Here is an 18,053-nt window from a genome sequence, read left to right on the forward strand (position 1 = left end):
AATTGGGTGAGTAACGAACATAACGAAGCGGTTGAGGAAACCGTAACGGAGCAGGAACAAGCAGGACAGGAAGCAGAGGCGCAAGCTGAGCTTCAAGAGGATCCGCGCCTCTCTGAGCTTGCACAGCAAGCAGAGGAGAACCAGCAGCGATACTTACGCGTGCAAGCGGATTTTGATAATTTCCGCCGCCGCACCATGAAGGAAAAAGAAGAACTGGGACAATACGCATCGATGAAGCTGATCGGGCAATTGCTTCCGGTTGTCGATAACTTTGAACGAGCGGTTGCAGCAGCATCGGTCAATGGCGATTATGAATCGCTTGCGAAAGGTGTGGACATGATTTTCCGACAGCTGGAGCAAACGCTGCAGCAGGAAGGTCTGCAGGCGATGAATGTCGTCGGCGAGCCGTTCAACCCTGAATTCCATCAAGCCATTATGACGGTGGAATCCGAAGAGCATGAAGAAGGCATCATTGTTGAAGAAGTGCAAAAAGGCTACGTGCTGAAAGACAAAGTGCTTCGTCCCGCGATGGTTAAAGTTAGCGGCTAAGGTGTTATTCAATAATAAGGCTGGAATCAGCCATATAAATTAGGAGGAAACTGACGATGAGTAAAGTAATCGGTATTGACCTGGGTACAACGAACTCTTGCGTTGCAGTAATGGAGGGCGGCGAAGCCGTCGTAATCCCGAATCCGGAAGGCAACCGCACGACGCCATCCGTTGTCGGCTTTAAGAAAGACGGAGAGCGTATTGTCGGCGAAACGGCGAAACGCCAAGCCATCACCAACCCTGACCGGACAGTTAGCTCGGTAAAACGCCACATGGGCACAAACCATAAAGAAACGATTGACGGCAAAGACTTCACGCCGCAAGAAATTTCTGCAATTATTTTGCAAAAGCTGAAATCCGACGCGGAAGCTTACCTGGGCCAACCTGTAACGCAAGCCGTTATTACGGTTCCTGCTTACTTCAATGACAGCCAGCGTCAAGCGACGAAGGACGCGGGTAAAATCGCAGGCCTGGAAGTGCTGCGTATCGTCAACGAGCCAACAGCGGCAGCTCTTGCTTACGGCATGGAGAAAACAGAAGATCAAACGATCCTCGTCTATGACCTTGGCGGCGGCACGTTTGACGTATCGATCCTTGAACTGGGCGACGGCTTCTTCGAAGTTAAAGCAACAAGCGGCGACAACAAGCTCGGCGGCGACGACTTTGACCAAGTTGTTATCGATTATCTGGTTGCTGAGTTTAAGAAAGAGCAAGGCATCGACCTGTCGAAGGACAAAGCGGCTGTTCAACGCTTGAAGGATGCAGCAGAGAAAGCGAAGAAAGAGCTTTCCGGCGTATTGACATCTACGATCTCGCTTCCATTTATTACGATGGTTGACGGCGTTCCTCAGCATTTGGAGATGAACCTGACCCGTGCGAAATTCGAAGAGCTGTCCGCTGGCCTTGTAGAGCGTACGATGGGTCCTGTTCGTCAGGCGCTTAGCGATTCGGGCTTGTCCACAAGCGAAATTAATAAAGTGGTACTCGTAGGCGGTTCTACGCGTATTCCAGCCGTTCAAGAAGCAGTTAAAAAACTGATCGGCAAAGATCCGCATAAAGGCGTTAACCCGGATGAGGTTGTAGCGCTGGGCGCGGCTGTTCAAGCAGGCGTTCTTACAGGCGACGTTAAAGACGTTGTATTGCTCGACGTTACGCCTTTGTCGCTCGGTATCGAGACGGCTGGCGGCGTATTTACGAAAATGATCGATCGCAATACGACGATTCCAACGAGCAAATCGCAAGTGTACTCGACGTATGCCGACAATCAGCCTGGCGTAGAAATTCACGTTCTGCAAGGCGAGCGTCAAATGGCTGCCGGCAACAAAACGCTTGGCCGCTTCACGCTTAGCGACATTCCGCTGGCACCACGCGGCGTTCCGCAAATCGAAGTAACCTTCGATATCGATGCGAACGGTATTGTTAACGTATCGGCTTTGGATAAAGGCACTGGCAAAAGCCAAAAAATTACGATTACTTCGTCCGGTGGTCTGAGCGAGGAAGAAATCGAAAAAATGATGAAAGATGCCGAGCTGAACGCTGAGGATGACCGTAAACGCCGTGAGCTGGTTGAAGCGAAAAACGCAGCTGACCAACTTATCTATTCGGTTGACAAAACGATCAAGGATCTTGGCGATAAAGTTGATGCTTCCGAAATCGACAAAGCGAATGCAGCGAAAGAGAAGCTTGCAGCAGCAGTTGCAACGGAAAACATTGATGAAATCAATGCCGCTTCCGAAGAGCTGACCCAAATCGTTCAAGCGCTGTCCGTTAAGCTCTATGAGCAAGCGCAGCAAGGCGCAGAAGGTGCGGAACCGCAAGAAGGCGGAGCAGCTCCTAAGAAAGACAATGTTGTAGACGCAGACTACGAAGTGGTTGACGACAACAAATAATTAGCTTAAGCTTGCTACCGAGGTGAGGTCAAAGTCAGGGGCTCCCTGTCTTTGACCTTCTTCGCGCATTTATAGCTTTTCGTAATGGAACATGGGTGGAGGTGAGAACTAGTTGGCAGACAAACGCGATTATTACGAGGTGCTTGGCTTAGGCAAAAGCGCATCTGATGATGAGATTAAAAAGGCGTACCGGTCGCTTGCGCGCAAGTACCATCCGGACGTAAATAAAGAAGCGGATGCAGAGTCGAAGTTCAAGGAAGTAAAAGAGGCTTATGACGTGCTCAGCGACGAGGGACAACGGTCGACCTATGACCGTTACGGCCATGTTGATCCGAATCAGGGCATGGGAGGCGCCGGCGGCTTCTCAGGAGACTTTGGCGGGGGCGGCTTTGGCGATATCTTTGATATGTTCTTTGGCGGCGGGGGCGGCGGTCGTCGTGACCCGAATGCTCCTCAGCGGGGCAATGACCTGCAATATACGATGACCATAGAGTTTAAGGAAGCTGTATTCGGCAAGGAAACGGAAATTACGATTCCGCGTACGGAAACTTGCGACACTTGTACGGGATCAGGCGCCAAGCCGGGTACGAAACCGGAAACCTGTACCGTCTGCAAAGGCAGCGGTCAGCAAGAGGTTGTGCAGAATACGCCGTTTGGCCGTATGGTCAATCGCCGTGCATGTACGAACTGTTCCGGTACGGGTCGTGTGATTAAGGAAAAATGCGGAACTTGCCACGGCGCAGGTAAAGTGAAAAAACAGCGTAAAATTAATGTTCGCATTCCTGCGGGCGTTGACGACGGCGCGCAAATTCGTCTCTCAGGCGAAGGCGAGGGCGGACTTCGCGGCGGTCCTTCAGGCGATCTCTATATCGTTATCCGCGTGAAATCGCATGAGTTCTTCGAACGCGAGAACGATGATATCTATTGCGAGGTTCCGCTTACCTTTGTGCAAGCGGCGCTGGGCGATGAGATTGAAATCCCGACACTGTCTGAAAAGGTGAAGCTGAAAATTCCTGCGGGAACGCAGACCGGCACTTACTTCCGCTTGAAGGGTAAAGGCGTGCCGAAGCTTCGCGGCTACGGCCAAGGCGATCAGCACGTGAAGGTAACGGTTGTTACGCCAACGAAGCTGACTGACGAGCAAAAAGATTTGCTGCGTCAATTCAGCGGCGGTACAGCAAGTACCAGCTCGGTTGCCGAAAGCAACTCTGAGCATCATGAATCCATTTTTGATAAAATGAAGAAAGCGTTCCGGGGCGAGTAGCCCGGGACGTTTTTTTTTTGCTTATTAAATCGGGGTATGACGGGATGAGAACGAATAATTATGGTTAAATATGCAAAAGCTAGGCAGGTTGGTTTATATCCAATGAATCTATAGACAAAAGGAGCTTCCAATCATGCCACAGAACAACGAGAAAAACGAGCTTGAAAAGCAAAACTTTGCAAACTTGCCAATCGGTGAAAACGAGGATGTAGAGTTTTCCGAAGAATTGGCTGACGAAGCTGACCGCAAAGCCGCGCAACGTGCCGCTCAAGCGGATCAACACGCTCACGAACAGCAGCAAGAATAGGCTTCTGCGATGAATCAGATCGAAATCCGGGCGAATTTCTCCGGGCCGGAAGCGGCGCAAGAGGCGCTGCATAAGCTGCAGGCGCTGCGCGCATTCGAAGTCAACGGCTTGTACGAGAGCGGATGGCTGACGGCCACAGTGGATGCGAATGTCGTCGACCGTGCCGTTCATTTGATCGAACAGATCGGCGGTTCAACTGAAACAATCGGTTAATAACCGGCTGTGCAAGCAAAACAGGGCAGTTCGAAGGTCGACGACGACCTTTGAACTGCCCTGTTTGTTTGATAGACTGCTATGCATGCCGCTCAATCCTGCCAGCTTTGATCGGAAGGACGAAGAGCCTTGAGCAGCTGCTCTCGCGTCTCCCCATATCGCAAGTGCTGGCGGGCGAATGCGAAGGGCTCGGATGCCCGGTTCAAACTGTTCGGCATATCGATTTCGATGCGGCCGGGGCCGCCTTTCATAACGATTAACCGGGAGCCCAGCAGCAGCGCTTCCTCCACATCATGCGTAATAAATACAATCGTTTTGCCAGTCTCAATCCAAAGCTTGCGAAGCAAGTATTGCAAGGATTCCCGCGTGATGGCGTCTAGAGCGGCAAACGGCTCATCCATGAGCAGCAGAGCCGGGTTGGCAGCTAGTGCACGGGCGATTGCGGCGCGCTGCTTCATACCTCCCGACAGTTGATGCGGCAGCAGGGAAGCTGCAGAATCCAAGCCGACCTGACCCAGTGTTTCGATGGCGATGCGGTTCCGTTCGGAACGCTTCAAGCCAAGCATTTTCAACCCGAATTGCACATTCCGATTGACAGACAGCCAAGGAAATAGATTGGCATGCTGGAAAACGACTCCGACCTTCGGGTTTGGGCCGGGATGAGGCTGATTGTACAGCCTCACTTCGCCTTCAGTCGGTTTCTCATAGCCGGCCACAAGTTTAAGCAGCGAGGTTTTGCCGCAGCCCGAAGGTCCAAGAATGCAAACGAACTCCCCCTCCTGAATATGAAGCTGAACAGCTCCTAGAACATCTGTATTGCCGGCTGCTTTGCCGCCGTAACGAAGGGAGACGCTATTTAAGGCAACGGCATCCTTGGCGGATTCGCTTTGCTCCCTGGGCTTCCAAATCTCATCATCAATCGCCGCTTCTATCATTCGCTAGTGCTCCTTTCGTTATTGGCGTTAGGTTATTTGCCTGCAAGCGCCTCATTGTAGATGCCTTGCTGATAGACAGTCGCATCCGGTGCGGAAGGAATCGTCTGCTGCTCGACGAGAAACTCGCCTGTTGCTTGAAGCACCTGCGCAAATCCGCTGACGCCAGTTCCCGTGCCTAAGTAGCTCTCAGTCGATTGCTCGGACGATAAGAGCCATACCAGCTCATTCATTTGTGAGAGGGTGTCAGCTTCCGGCTGGCTAAGCAGCGGAGCAAGCGACTTGGCCGCTTCATTCGGGTTCGTGCGGTACAATTGCACTGCCTCGTCCAGCAAACCAACGTAGTCTTTCAGAAATTGCGGGTATTGCTTGGCAAATTCGCTGCGTACGACGCCGACATCAGCCGTAATGCTGCCTTTCTCGGCAAGCGCCTTGGCGGAGATGATAATCTTGCCGTCGTCAGCAACGAGCTTGGCAAGCGAAGGCTGCCAGACGAAAGCGCCGTCGATGTCTTTGCGCTGCCATGCCGCTACGATATCGGGAGGCTGCAGGTCGAGAATCGTAACCGACTTCGGATCGACACCTTCTTGTTTTAAGGCGGCGAGCAGGCTGAAGTGAGTCGTTGAGCCGAACGGAACGGCGATTTTTTTGCCTGCCAAATCTTTGACACCTGCTATGTTCGAGCTGTTGCGGACAGCCAAAGCTTCGTTGTCGCCAATGACATCATGCAAAAAATAGACTTGATACGGCAGTTGGCTTGCGAGTCCAATAGCAACGGGAACAGAACCTGCAAGTCCGAGATCAATACCGCCGGATGCGATAGCTGTGTTAACGTCCCGGCCGGAATCGAATTGCAGCCAAGTTACTTTGACGTCAGGAAACTTCTTCTCGACAAGCCCTTGCGCTTTCACGAGAAGCTCAGCGTTTGGAATGATTTGAAAGCCGATTTTCACTTCCTTTGGCTGCACAGGAGCAGCTTCCGCCGTTTTTTCAGGCGCCGCTGCCGAAGATGGTGAGACTGTAGCGGAAGCCGTCTCTTTTGCCGGTGCATTGTTGCCCTTATCAGCGCCGCATCCGGCAAGCATGGTTGTTAATGCAATTAGAAGGATGGACAAGACGGTATAATTCCGGGTTTTCGATTTCATAATGAATTCCACTCCTATTTATTATTGGCGTTGGCGCCGGTTATTCTTTGCCGCTCCACGGCACCCATCGCCGTTCCAGCCAGCGGATAAAGGAATCGATGGCAATGGCGATGAGGCCCATTAGAATGATGCCGGCAAATATAATATCACTTCTTAAAAACTTGCTCGCATCGAGCACCATCCAACCGATTCCGGAAATGGCCGCCACCATTTCAGCGGCTACGAGTGTCGTATAGCTGACACCAATCGCTGTGCGAATGCCAGTGAAAATTTCCGGAAGCGCAGAGGGCAGCAAAATATGGGCGAACAGCTTGCGCCGGTTCGCGCCTAGCGAACGCGCGGCATGAATGCGATCCAGCGGCACGCGGCGTACGCCTGCGACGACGGCGATGTACAGCGGCGCAAAAGCCGCCAAGTAGAGCAAAAAGATTTTGGAAGAGTCGCCGATGCCCAGCCACAGCACAAGGATGGTGTAATAGGCTAGCGGCGGCAGCGGCCTGTAAAATTCGATGAAAGGGTCGAGCAGCGATCGAACGACAAATGATGATCCGCTTATGAGGCCAAGTGGAATTGCCGTTGCAAGCGCCAGAGCGAAGGCGCTTCCGAGCCGGAAAAGACTGGCTAGCAGATGGTGAAGAAGCGTACTGCCTTTATACCCGTCCTGGAAAATCTGAATAAATGCCGCCCAAACTTTGCTTGGAGAAGGGACGAACAGCGGGTTGACCCAATGCCTGCTAGTGATTAGCCACCAGAGAAGCAGGACGAACAGTACTGATATTGCAGAGAGTGCTGTGCTATAAAATTTTTTCAACATGGAGCTCCTCCTCGATCTAACGATGGCTCCCCGGTTTGTAGTTGTACGCGATCATTTCACCGCTTCGCCCTTTTGGAGCAACGGATGGCGATTCGCTACCCGCATCCGTGCGAAGCTTCGGAAACAGCAGCTCAGCAACCCGGTACGATTCTTCCAAATGCGGATAGCCGGACAAGATGAAAGTGTCGATGCCAAGCTCTCGATATTCGTTGATCCGCTCCGCTACGGTATCGGCATCACCGACAAGCGCAGTGCCTGCACCTCCGCGGACAAGGCCAATGCCGGCCCAAAGGTTGGGTGCGATCTCCAGGCCGCTTCGGCTTCCATTATGGGTGGCCGTCATGCGCTGTTGGCCGTGGGAATCCATCCGGGCATAGACTTGCTGCGCTTTGGCAATCGTCTCGTCATCCAAATGCCGGATTAGCCGATCAGCAGCGGCCCAAGCTTCCTCCGCCGTCTCCCGAACGATGATATGCAACCGGATGCCGAACGTTACGGTCCGTCCCGCTGCTTTTGCTTGCTCCTTAACATGCGCTATTTTTTGCCTGACTTGCTCAAGCGGTTCGCCCCAGGTCAAGTAACAGTCGGCATGCTTCGCAGCAACACCGATAGCTGCAGGCGAGGAGCCTCCGAAATAAACGGGAGGGTGAGGCTGCTGCAAAGCAGGCAATAAATTAACAGCCTCGGCAACCTGCAGATGCTTGCCGTTCAGCGTTACCGTCTCCTGTTGCAGCAGCCTGCGCCAAATGACCATGAATTCATCCGTAAGCTCATAGCGTTCGTCATGTTTTAGAAAAAGGCCATCCGCCTCCAGTTCGACTGGATCGCCTCCCGCTACAACGTTAATGAGGAGTCTTCCCTCGGAACTGCGGTCGAAGCTGGCTGCCATCCGGGCGGCCAGAGTCGGGGATACGAGGCCGGGCCGAACGGCAATGAGAAATTTTAGCCTCTTGGTAACGGGTATCAACGCCGAAGCGGTAACCCAAGGATCGTCGCATGAGCGGCCTGTTGGCAACAGTACGCCGTCATAACCCAGATCATCCGCCGCAACGGCGATTTGCCGGTAGTAGACGGGGGATGTCGTTCTAGCCCCGATACCGGTGCCGAGGTAGTGTCCGTCTCCGTAGGTCGGAATGAACCAAAACAGCTTCATTGTGCACATCCTGTTCGTCAGATTGTTTAATTATTCTCATCGGTTAAGTTGGTTTAAAAGGCATAAAAAAAGCATAACAACTCTTTTTAACAAAGTAGTCGTTATGCGCCTCCGGACTTCCGGTAGGCTAACGATGAATAATTATTCACTATGTAAGCATGATAGCAGTAATTGCCATTAATAGTCAATCTTTATTTTAACAGCATGGCCATCATCTTCTCAGGGGTTAGGCTGGCTATTTCCCGTATGCCGGGAATGTCGTGCAAAATAAGTCCTTCCATCATGGATACATACATCAGTGCAAGCTCCATACTGTCGCCAGCTTTGAAAATGCCCGAATGCTGGCCCTCCGCGATGATGGCGGCCATAGGGCGTAAATTGTCGATGAACCTTGCGCTTACCGCTTGGGTTAATTGCTCGGGAACGGCCTCGGATGTCCGGGCATACTGCAAAATAATCGTAATGGCCCAGCCGTTGCTGTAGGTCAGCCAATTGCTTGTATACCAATGAAGTTTGTCATACGGAGAGGCGGGAAGAGCCAACGCTTCTTCAACAAATTCGCGGTATTCCCGCTGACCGCTTTCTACAAGAGCGCGGAAAATTTCATCCTTGGAACCGAAAGATTTATAGACGTTGCCAACGCTGATGCCTGCAGTAGCGGCGATATCAGCGATTTTGGTAGCGGGAAGACCGCGTCTGGCGATCACATGCATAGCCGCATCCAGCAGCTGGCGCTTGCGTTCGTCGCGAAGCTTCTGATCCTTAATGGCGTTGCGGGGTGACATATCGGTTAGCCCTCCTGAATGCTGCGTAATGGGGCGGGATGAGAAGCAGCCCGCACTTTTTTCCAACAATTAGACAATATTGTAGCACAACCAATGCATAGGCGCTGCAATCCCTTTTTGTGCAAGCATGCCGATTAGTGTACAATAGATGTTAGTTTTTCACACTGGAGGTTAACAAGAATGAAATGGCATGAAATTACAATTTCAACGACAGAGCAGGCGATCGAGATGATCTCGAACTTCCTGCATGAAATGGACGCAGGCGGCGTATCCATTGAAGAATCGGGAACGCTGAACAAACAGCGCGACACTTCGCTCGGACAATGGTATGATACTCCGCTTAACGATATACCGGAAGGCCAAGCTGTCATCAAGGGCTACTTCGTTGAAGGAATCGACGGAGATGAACTGGAGAAAACGCTGAAGCCCCGGATCGAACAGCTGCGTGAATTCGGTATTGATCCCGGCGCGTATGAGATCAGTTCCAAGCTCGTTGACGAAGAAGACTGGGCGAACGCTTGGAAGCAATATTTTAAACCGATCCGCGTATCCGATACACTGACGATTAAGCCGACATGGGAGCCTTACGAGGCGGGGCCGGACGAAAGAATTATCGAGCTGGATCCTGGAATGGCGTTTGGCACGGGCACGCATCCAACAACGTCCCTTTGCTTAAAGACGCTTGAATCAGTCATTCAAGGCGGCGAGGAAGTCATCGACGTGGGTACGGGTTCCGGCATTTTGGCTATCGGGGCGATCAAACTGGGAGCAAAGCGTGTACTTGCGCTTGATCTGGATCCGGTGGCCGTTGCCAGCGCAGCAGAAAATGTTCAGTTGAACGGATTGTCAGATACAATCGAAGTGATCGAGAGTGACCTGATGGGCGTTTTGGGCGGGAAAGTCGTATTCGAGGCCAATGAAAGCGAAGCTCGGCAAACATCCGTATCGCTGCCGGTTGATCTCATCGTCGCAAATATTTTAGCGGATATCATTCTGCTCTTCACCGACGATGTATACGCAGCGCTTAAGCCAGGCGGCACTTATATTGCATCCGGTATTTATAAAAATAAAGAGACGGACGTAGAAGAAGGTCTCATTCGCTCCGGCTTTGAGATTGAACATAAACACCGTGACGAGGACTGGATTGCATTCGTCGTACGAAAGCCGAGGTGAGTAAATGAATTGGGATAGCATTCTCGCTTATCCGCTGCAGGATCTGCCGTTTGTTGCACTTGTTCTGATTATCGCGTTCACTGTGCATGAATTCGCTCATGCCTACAGTGCGTATAAATTTGGTGACAATACGGCTTATGATGCTGGCCGCGTTACGTTGAACCCGCGCGTACATATCGATTGGCTTGGCGCTATTCTCATTCTGATCGCAGGGTTTGGCTGGGCTAAGCCTGTACCGGTCAATCAGAGCCGGTTCAAGCATCCCCGCTTGATGGGGGTCGTTGTGTCGGCTGTAGGGCCGCTCAGTAATCTGGTGATTGGCATTATCGGCCTGGTGCTTTTATTTGCTCTTGATTCGTCGGGTGTGCTGGCTAACAGCTCTAGAGGCGTCAGTCTTGCCCTTACTACTTTTCTAGGGTATCTGATTAGCCTGAATTTCTTGCTGTTCGTGTTCAATTTGATTCCGCTGCCGCCGCTGGACGGCTATCGGATTATTCAGGATCTTGTTCCGTTAAAGGTCCGTTATAAGATGGATCAAAACGTGCAGTGGGGCGTGTTCTTTTTCTTAATTATCGTATTTGTACCGCCTTTAAGAAGAGTGACGCTCGATCCGGTTCTAGGTATGATCAGTCCATTGATCGATTTTTTTGCAAGTATTATCCGGCCAATGTTCTATTAATGACTCATGGATTTTAACCGTTAAAACATGCTATGATGAAGGATGATTGTATGCAGCGATATTTTGTAGCCGCGGAGCAGTTCGACGGCTCTGGCGTACGCTTGTTGGGCGAAGACGCCTTTCATGCGGTTCGCGTCATGCGGATGAAGGAAGACCAGAAGTTTATCGTCAGTGACGGCCAAACACGCGTTGCGCTTGCAGCTGTTGTAGAGGCGAGTGCGACCGAGGTAACAGCCCGGATCGTGGAGGAGCTTCCGATGGACAGCGAGCCTGCATGGTCGGTGACGATTGCGCAAAGCTTGCCCAAGGGCGATAAAATGGAGCTCGTCATTCAGAAAGGAACCGAGATCGGCGCGTATTCGTTTGCGCCGTTTCAGTCCGAGCGGATGATCGTGCAGTATGACGGCAAAAAAGAAGCGAAACGCCTGGAGCGCTGGAGCAAAATCGCTAAGGAGGCGGCGGAGCAGTCTCACCGCTGCAGGGTGCCGGCGATCGAAGCTGTGCGCAGCTGGCGAGAGCTGATTGATTCGATATCGAATTATGATTTAACGTTGTTTTGTTATGAACGGGAAGGCGACGGAGCAGAGGGCAAAGGCGTAAGGGATGCGCTGCTCGAGTGGAAGCAGGCTTCCGGGGGGCAGCTGCCCGCCGAGCCCAAGCTGCTTATCGTCGTCGGTCCCGAAGGCGGCTTTACGGAAGCAGAAGCAAACGGGGCGGAGACGGCCGGAGCGGTCATCGTCGGCTTGGGCAAACGGATATTGCGGACCGAAACCGCAGGTATCGTTGGCTTGACCTGCTTGCTGTACGAAGCCGGAGAAATGGGAGGAGCGTAAGCGATTATGCCATCGGTAGCATTTTACACCTTAGGATGCAAAGTTAATTTTTACGACACAGAGGCCATTTGGCAGCTATTTAAAAATGAAGGCTACGAGCAGGTTGACTTTGAAGCAACCGCCGACGTCTATCTGGTCAATACATGTACAGTAACGAATACTGGCGACAAGAAAAGCCGTCAGATTATTCGTCGTGCCGTACGGCGCAATCCGAACGCTGTCATTGCAGTAACCGGATGCTATGCGCAAACATCGCCGGCTGAGATTATGGCAATTCCTGGCGTGGATCTCGTCATCGGCACGCAGGATCGTGAGAAAATCATTTCGTTTGTCGATCAGATTCATGCTGACCGGACGCCTGTCAACGCCGTTCGCAACATTATGAAGACGCGCCAATTCGAAGAGCTGGACGTGCCTGATTTCTCGGAGCGTACCCGTGCTTTTCTTAAAATTCAAGAAGGCTGCAACAACTTCTGTACCTTCTGCATTATCCCTTGGTCGCGGGGCTTGTCACGAAGCCGTGAGCCGCAAAGCGTTATCGAGCAGGCGAAGCAGCTCGTGGCGTCAGGCTACAAGGAAATCGTTCTTACAGGTATCCATACGGGCGGTTATGGCGATGACATGGAAAACTATCGTTTAACCGATCTGCTCTGGGATCTTGATAAAGTAGACGGCTTGGAAAGAATCCGGATCAGTTCGATCGAAGCAAGCCAGATTGATGATACGATGATCGATGTCTTGAAACGTTCGTCCAAAATGTGCCGCCATCTTCACATTCCGCTGCAAGCAGGGGAAACCTCTGTGCTCAAACGGATGCGCCGTAAATATACGACAGAAGAATTCGCGGCTAAGCTGCAGCGGATTCGCGAAGCGATGCCGGGCGTAGCGATTACGACCGACGTTATCGTTGGCTTCCCTGGCGAGACGGATGAAATGTTTGAAGAGGGCTATAAATTTATGGAGGCCGTAGGCTTCTCCGAAATGCACGTTTTCCCTTATTCGAAGCGGACAGGTACGCCTGCTGCAAGAATGGAAGATCAGGTCGACGAAGAAGTGAAAAACGAACGCGTGCACAAGCTGATTGATCTGTCTGAGAAGATGCAGCTTCAATACGCACAGCAGTATGTCGGTACCGTTCTTGATATCATTCCTGAACGCGACTATAAAGGAGCGCCTGGAACGGGTCTCGTTATGGGCTATTCCGATAATTATCTGCAAGTCGTATTCGATGGCGACGAGTCGCTGATCGGCAAGCTCTGCCGCGTCAAAATTACGGAAGCGGGCGTTAATGAAAACCGCGGCCAGCTGATTCGCGTGCTGGATGAGAGCGGCCTGAACAATTTCGGCCATCCGGAAGCGCTGCGGGCTTAATATTACTGCGGTAATTACCGTTAAAAAGAATGATAGCGAGGTTTCCGGCCTAGCCGATTGTCGGCTGGACGAGGGAGCCTCGTTGTTGCATAGAGCATAAAAATGTCGAGCAGGCGAGGGGGAAGCGGTCGTGAAGGAAATTTCTGCAGGCGGCGTCGTCTACCGCCGCACGGAAGCGGGAGAGCTGCAAATTCAGCTCATACAGGATCGTTATGGGAAAGTATCGCTCCCTAAAGGGAAAATGGAACCGGGCGAAACGGTCGAGCAGACCGCGCTTCGGGAAATTGCAGAAGAGACTGGTTTGACCGGTGTCATTGTCAAGCCGATCGATCAGATCAAATACCAGTACCATGACGAGGCAAAAGGAACGGTGGACAAAGAGGTTCATTATTATTTGGTGGAGGCTGTCGGAGGCTCGCTGCAGGCGCAGGTAGAAGAAATTCGCGGCGTCGACTGGTTTGAGCCAATGGACGCCTGGCGCCGCCAGAAGCAATCCGGCTACGATAACAACAACCGGATTTTGTCCGGTGCGCTTCTGCTGCTTGGCTTGAAGACCGATTAGGCCGACTGAAGCTTTCGAAAAACAGGCAAGTAGCACAAGGGCAGCGCAATAAGCGAGCTTGCGACGTTGAACAACGTTTGCGAATGAGCGATTTGGCTGGCGGGAGAATGGGCGAGCCATCCCGATGCGTCGGCAAGCTGGCCGATAAACGGCATGAACAGCAAGGCGCCCCCTGCATTCAAAGCAACGTGGGACCAGGCGACGAACTGGCCGCTTTTGGAGCCGCCGATTGAGGCGAGCAGTGCTGTCACGCAAGTGCCGACATTGGCGCCCAATACGACGGCAACCCCAAGCTCAAGGGGCATTGCGCCGATGCTGGCGAAGCCCATGATGATGCCGATGACGGCAGCGCTGCTATGGACGACAGCAGTGAGAAGCGCCCCTGCAGCTAATCCCCACCATAGGCTGGTTTGCGATTTGTCCAAAAACCAGCTGAACATGCTGCTTTGCTGCACGTCGGGACCAACCGTCTGCATGACAGCCATTCCGGCCAGCAGCATGCTGAAGCCGCCGAGTGCGACGGAGCCGGAACGGATGATGGCCAGCTTGTGAAGCGCTGTGCTGCGCAAGGATGCTAGCCGAAATTCGGTGAGCGGCACGGTTATCAGCCATACGACAAGAGACACCGCAAGCAGTGGAAGCGCCAGCTTGTTCAAGCTTAAGCCGATTAATTCGGTCGTCAGGCAGGTGCCGATGTTCGTGCCCAGTATAATGCCAAGCGTACGCGGAAAAGTGAGCAAACCGGCATTTACAAGTCCGATGGCAATGACGGTGACGGCCGTGCTGCTCTGCAAGAAGGCGGTCGTCGCGGTGCCGACGGCGAGACCATGCAGCGGTGTTGCGGTGGAACGGTGCAGCACCCGGTTCAAGTGCGGTCCGGCCAGCTGATGAAGGGCTAGCTCCATTAGCTTCATTCCGCTAAGAAAGATGGCGAAACCAAGCGCCATCGGAAGCGCAATTGCAATTAGCATGGACATGTGCTCCTTTGAATAGTGTCGCTTTTATGTATCTATACATATGCTTTTATAAGGACAGGCATGACAAGCGCCCCGGTTACGGGAGGCTGCGCTGCGTTCTGGTAACGGCGCAGTGGAACAGAGAGAGGAAGAATGAGTGAAGTGAGCAAAAACAAAGCAACGATTTGGCTGCAGCGCGGCCGGAAAAACCGGCTGGAGCTTGGCCATCCATGGATTTACGGCAATGAAATCGAACGGGTCGAGGGCGAGGCCTCCCCAGGCGATATCGTTGACGTCGTTTCCCATAAAGGACGGTTTCTAGCATCCGGCTATTATAATCCGCAATCGCAGATTACCGTTCGTATCGTCGCATATAAGCCTCTGGATGAGATGGACGCGGATTTCTTCCGCGAGCGGCTGCAGCATTGTGCGGATCATCGCAGCCGGTTTGTGCCGGATCGTGATTGCAGACTGGTATACGGCGAAGCTGACTTTTTACCGGGTTTGACGGTGGACCGGTTCAACGATGTACTGGTCGTTCAATTGCTGACATTGGGTATGGATAAGAGACGCGAGGCTTTAATTGAAGCGCTCATTGACGTGTTCCAGCCTAAAGGTATCTACGAGCGCAGCGATGTTGGCGTAAGGCAGTTGGAAGGCTTGGAGCAGCGTACAGGTGTGCTTTACGGCGAATGTCCGTCGATCATCGAGATCGAGGAAAACGGCTTGAAGCTGGAAGTTGATATCGTTGAGGGGCAAAAAACGGGCTACTTCTATGATCAGCGCGAAAACCGCGCTTCCATCAAGCCGTTAATGACCGGCTGGGGTGGGAGAAGCGGCATTCATCTGCAGCAGTTGGAAGGTGGGGACGGACAGTTCCGGTCTGTTCCTGTTAATGCGAATGGCAAAGAAGTGACGTTCCCGTTCTGGGATGGGGCTACGGTTCTGGAATGCTTTGCGCATACCGGAAGCTTCACGCTGCATGCCTGCAAATACGGAGCGAAGCGCGTAACCTGTCTGGACGTATCCCAGCATGCAATCGACACCGCGCAAAGAAATATGGTGCGCAACGGCTTTATAGACCGTGTCGAATTTGTTGTAGCAGACGCCTTCGAATACTTGCGTACGCAAGTGAAGGGGCTGGAGGAAAAAGCGGAACGGAGCCGGGCGGGAGCGGACACTTCGAAGCCTATCAGCGGCAACGGCCGTACATGGGACGTCGTCATTCTCGATCCGCCGGCGTTCGCTAAGACGAAAAGCGCCGTGCCTGGAGCATGCCGAGGCTACAAGGATATCAACCTCCACGGGCTAAAGCTGGTAAACGAAGGCGGGTATCTGGTGACAGCCAGCTGCTCTTACCATATGAAGCCTGATCTGTTCCTGGAGACGATCCAGGAGGCTGCATCCGACGCTGGCAAGCTGCTGCGGCTAGTGGAGTGGCGCGCGGCGGGCAAAGACCATCCGCAGCTTCTGGGCGTGAGCGAAGGCCATTACTTGAAATTTGCGATTTTTGAGGTTCGAAGCAAATAGAATATGTTGGTGTAAGCTGTCGAGAATGTTTCGGCAGCTTTTTTATGTGTATGTGGTGCTCCGCTGCGCGTTTTGGTCCATGCTGCCATGCTTGATTCCATTTTCCCCATCGCTATAACGATGAAAGATGGATAGAATCTGCGCAAAGTCATCTTGAACTCAAAACGCTCCGCTCCCCCTAACCCCCTGAAACCAACCATCACAAACCAAGATCACAAATGAACCAACATGACGTTACTCATTCAACAAAATGTAAAAGTGCATGTTGACGACCCCCAAATCGGCCTAAACCAGTACTCAAAATGCAAAAATACATTTGAAATCACTCGATTTCGCCCTTTCGAGGCTTTTTAGGTCAATCAACCTGCACTTTTGCATTTTGAAGCGATAAATCGGCTAAAAAGCGGCTGGCAACCTGTATTTTTACATTTTGATTTAATATATGGCAGCCTGTAGCGAACCTCCTTGGCAAAATAGAGAATCAAAGTTCGTTATATAATTTTGCTGGGTGGGACTGCATTGTTCAACTCTGGCTATCTGGGATTTGGCATGTGACATGGGTCGTACGTGTGGACGAAGAGTAGAAGCTGGCTAACCCTGTTAAGCTGCTAATGCGTCACGTATGGCGTTTTGTGACCAGAATACGGAAGTAGCAGAGTCTAGTTAGTTAAACAAGTGGACGTATTCAACTGTGAAGCTCCAACCAGCTAGTTAGGGTTAGTTGATCAGAATTACATCGTAGAACCGCGGAGAGGCTAGTAAGGAGCTGCTCAGCTCCATGCCTTTTTGTCCGGATTTTGGAACAAAGACCTTTCGTACAGCAGCACCAATAATGCATCGTTTTTGTGCCTCGCAAGTAATACCCGAGTAAAATACTCACCGCAAACCCGACAAAAGAAATAAACCCAAGGGGAATTATCGGCTAACCCAAAATATTTAATAATAGCACAGAACAAATTTCGAAAGCAATCTTTTTTTGAAAAAAAGTATTGATTTTTATCCGCGGATGGGATATCCTTCTAATTGAGCAAAGGAAATGAGTAGAAGGGAGGCAACAACGATGGAAATGATGAGCATGAAGATGATGATGACGATGTGTATGGAAGAAATGATGTGCAAGATGAACAACATGAAGATGATGATGGACGGCATGATGGAAATGAAGCAAATGGACATGATGGGTATGGACATGGATCAAATGATGGCCAACATGCAACAATGCGACGAAATGATGACGATGATGATGGGCATGATGCGTGAAATGAAACAAACCGCTATGTAATTAGCCCCCACGGCCTACATAACGGTTTTATAGAAATGGATGATGTCCGGCAAAGCGGTCTACCGCATGCGGGATTTTTTTATTTTTACCGATCATTATTGAAAAACCTCGTTGTCCCAAATAAGCAGGTGGACTTAAGCTTGCTGTTTCAGCAAATTGCTAAGCTCCAGCCGTTTTAGCTTCAGCGCCCATACTTCCTCTTTCAGCGAATGAATTTCGAAAGCATCGTTCGTGCCTCTCAGCTGATTGTACAACTCCAGCATTTTTGCGTTAATGCGGTCGAATTGACGCCACAGCTCTTCTGCCTTTACGTTCAAGACCAGTTCTTTCGTCTGCTGCTCGGCTTGCTTCAGCACTGCTATGATTTCACGCTGCCAATCGGCATCGCCAATTTGCCTAGCATAATTTAACAGGTCCAGGTGGTCATCGACCCATTGCTTTACGATTGCTGTTGTTGAGCGCATCTTCCGCATCCCCATTCTGTTTATCTATTTACCAAGTATTATACTCGGAATATTTGGAATTTCAATAGTTTATGTTCCGATTTCGAAAAAATATTCCAGAACATACGTTTGTTCCTGAAGTGAAAAAAAGTCGCTAATATGATACTATAGTA

At 51.5% G+C, this 18,053-nt stretch carries 19 protein-coding genes; 12 read left to right on the plus strand and 7 right to left on the minus strand.

What is annotated here, in order from left to right; genetic code table 11:
• Positions 1–6 precede the first annotated feature (6 nt).
• The 5 genes from grpE (at position 7) to IEX98_RS03130 (ending at position 4,222) form a co-directional block, all read left to right on the plus strand.
• On the plus strand, positions 7–549 hold the full coding sequence (grpE, locus tag IEX98_RS03110; protein ID WP_188887457.1) for a nucleotide exchange factor GrpE: 543 nt from the start codon (positions 7–9) through the stop codon (positions 547–549).
• A gap of 56 nt (positions 550–605) precedes the next feature.
• Positions 606–2,438, plus strand: coding sequence for a molecular chaperone DnaK (gene dnaK / locus IEX98_RS03115; RefSeq protein ID WP_188887458.1), 1,833 nt, complete (start codon positions 606–608; stop codon positions 2,436–2,438).
• 112 nt (positions 2,439–2,550) lie between these two features.
• Positions 2,551–3,702 carry a molecular chaperone DnaJ gene (gene dnaJ, locus IEX98_RS03120; RefSeq protein WP_188887459.1) on the plus strand — a complete coding sequence of 384 codons (1,152 nt, stop codon included), beginning with the start codon at positions 2,551–2,553 and terminating at the stop codon, positions 3,700–3,702.
• Positions 3,703–3,835: 133 nt separating this feature from the next.
• Positions 3,836–4,009, plus strand: coding sequence for a YfhD family protein (locus tag IEX98_RS03125; protein WP_188887460.1), 174 nt, complete (start codon positions 3,836–3,838; stop codon positions 4,007–4,009).
• Positions 4,010–4,018: 9 nt separating this feature from the next.
• Positions 4,019–4,222: a hypothetical protein gene (locus tag IEX98_RS03130; protein ID WP_188887461.1), complete on the plus strand. Its 204-nt coding sequence runs from the start codon at positions 4,019–4,021 to the stop codon at positions 4,220–4,222.
• Between the two features lie 92 nt (positions 4,223–4,314).
• Here IEX98_RS03130 and IEX98_RS03135 read toward each other — a convergent pair whose 3' ends face one another.
• The 5 genes from IEX98_RS03135 to IEX98_RS03155 all read right to left on the minus strand — a co-directional run bounded on the left by IEX98_RS03135 (position 4,315) and on the right by IEX98_RS03155 (position 9,051).
• A complete protein-coding gene (locus IEX98_RS03135; protein ID WP_188887462.1) occupies positions 4,315–5,157 on the minus strand; it encodes an ABC transporter ATP-binding protein in 843 nt (280 codons plus the stop codon).
• Positions 5,158–5,189: 32 nt separating this feature from the next.
• A complete protein-coding gene (locus IEX98_RS03140; RefSeq protein ID WP_188887463.1) occupies positions 5,190–6,299 on the minus strand; it encodes a taurine ABC transporter substrate-binding protein in 1,110 nt (369 codons plus the stop codon).
• 40 nt (positions 6,300–6,339) lie between these two features.
• On the minus strand, positions 6,340–7,113 hold the full coding sequence (locus IEX98_RS03145; RefSeq protein ID WP_188887464.1) for an ABC transporter permease: 774 nt from the start codon (positions 7,111–7,113) through the stop codon (positions 6,340–6,342).
• Between the two features lie 16 nt (positions 7,114–7,129).
• Entirely contained in the window at positions 7,130–8,266 is a 1,137-nt protein-coding gene (gene ssuD, locus IEX98_RS03150) for an FMNH2-dependent alkanesulfonate monooxygenase (protein ID WP_188887465.1), read from the minus strand.
• A gap of 191 nt (positions 8,267–8,457) precedes the next feature.
• Entirely contained in the window at positions 8,458–9,051 is a 594-nt protein-coding gene (locus tag IEX98_RS03155; protein ID WP_188887466.1) for a TetR/AcrR family transcriptional regulator, read from the minus strand.
• Positions 9,052–9,231: 180 nt separating this feature from the next.
• Here IEX98_RS03155 and prmA point away from each other — a divergent pair, with 180 nt between their 5' ends.
• From prmA to IEX98_RS03180, 5 genes are all read left to right on the plus strand, one after another.
• A complete protein-coding gene (gene prmA, locus IEX98_RS03160) occupies positions 9,232–10,224 on the plus strand; it encodes a 50S ribosomal protein L11 methyltransferase (protein ID WP_188887467.1) in 993 nt (330 codons plus the stop codon).
• 4 nt (positions 10,225–10,228) lie between these two features.
• The gene (locus IEX98_RS03165; protein ID WP_188887468.1) at positions 10,229–10,903 is read left to right on the plus strand and encodes a site-2 protease family protein; all 675 of its coding nucleotides are present in this window, start codon (positions 10,229–10,231) and stop codon (positions 10,901–10,903) included.
• 50 nt (positions 10,904–10,953) lie between these two features.
• Positions 10,954–11,736 carry an RsmE family RNA methyltransferase gene (locus IEX98_RS03170; protein ID WP_188887469.1) on the plus strand — a complete coding sequence of 261 codons (783 nt, stop codon included), beginning with the start codon at positions 10,954–10,956 and terminating at the stop codon, positions 11,734–11,736.
• A 6-nt stretch (positions 11,737–11,742) separates the two neighbouring features.
• Positions 11,743–13,107 (plus strand): tRNA (N(6)-L-threonylcarbamoyladenosine(37)-C(2))-methylthiotransferase MtaB, encoded by a 1,365-nt coding sequence (gene mtaB / locus IEX98_RS03175; protein ID WP_188887470.1) that lies wholly within the window; start codon positions 11,743–11,745, stop codon positions 13,105–13,107.
• A gap of 130 nt (positions 13,108–13,237) precedes the next feature.
• The gene (locus IEX98_RS03180) at positions 13,238–13,669 is read left to right on the plus strand and encodes an NUDIX hydrolase (protein WP_188887471.1); all 432 of its coding nucleotides are present in this window, start codon (positions 13,238–13,240) and stop codon (positions 13,667–13,669) included.
• On the opposite strand, the gene IEX98_RS03185 is transcribed toward IEX98_RS03180, so the two are convergent.
• Entirely contained in the window at positions 13,666–14,640 is a 975-nt protein-coding gene (locus IEX98_RS03185; protein ID WP_188887472.1) for a Na/Pi cotransporter family protein, read from the minus strand. The genes IEX98_RS03180 and IEX98_RS03185 overlap by 4 nt on opposite strands.
• Positions 14,641–14,787: 147 nt before the next feature.
• On the opposite strand from IEX98_RS03185, the gene IEX98_RS03190 reads away from it, so the two are divergent.
• Together IEX98_RS03190 and IEX98_RS03195 are read left to right on the plus strand one after the other, a co-directional pair.
• Positions 14,788–16,155, plus strand: coding sequence for a class I SAM-dependent rRNA methyltransferase (locus IEX98_RS03190; protein ID WP_374705308.1), 1,368 nt, complete (start codon positions 14,788–14,790; stop codon positions 16,153–16,155).
• A gap of 1,060 nt (positions 16,156–17,215) precedes the next feature.
• Positions 17,216–17,437, plus strand: coding sequence for a hypothetical protein (locus IEX98_RS03195; protein ID WP_042162782.1), 222 nt, complete (start codon positions 17,216–17,218; stop codon positions 17,435–17,437).
• 134 nt (positions 17,438–17,571) lie between these two features.
• Here IEX98_RS03195 and IEX98_RS03200 read toward each other — a convergent pair whose 3' ends face one another.
• The gene (locus tag IEX98_RS03200) at positions 17,572–17,901 is read right to left on the minus strand and encodes a hypothetical protein (protein ID WP_188887474.1); all 330 of its coding nucleotides are present in this window, start codon (positions 17,899–17,901) and stop codon (positions 17,572–17,574) included.
• Positions 17,902–18,053: the final 152 nt, after the last annotated feature.

Origin of the sequence: Paenibacillus radicis (ex Gao et al. 2016), assembly GCF_014641555.1 — a bacterium.
Classification (GTDB): domain Bacteria; phylum Bacillota; class Bacilli; order Paenibacillales; family Paenibacillaceae; genus Pristimantibacillus; species Pristimantibacillus radicis.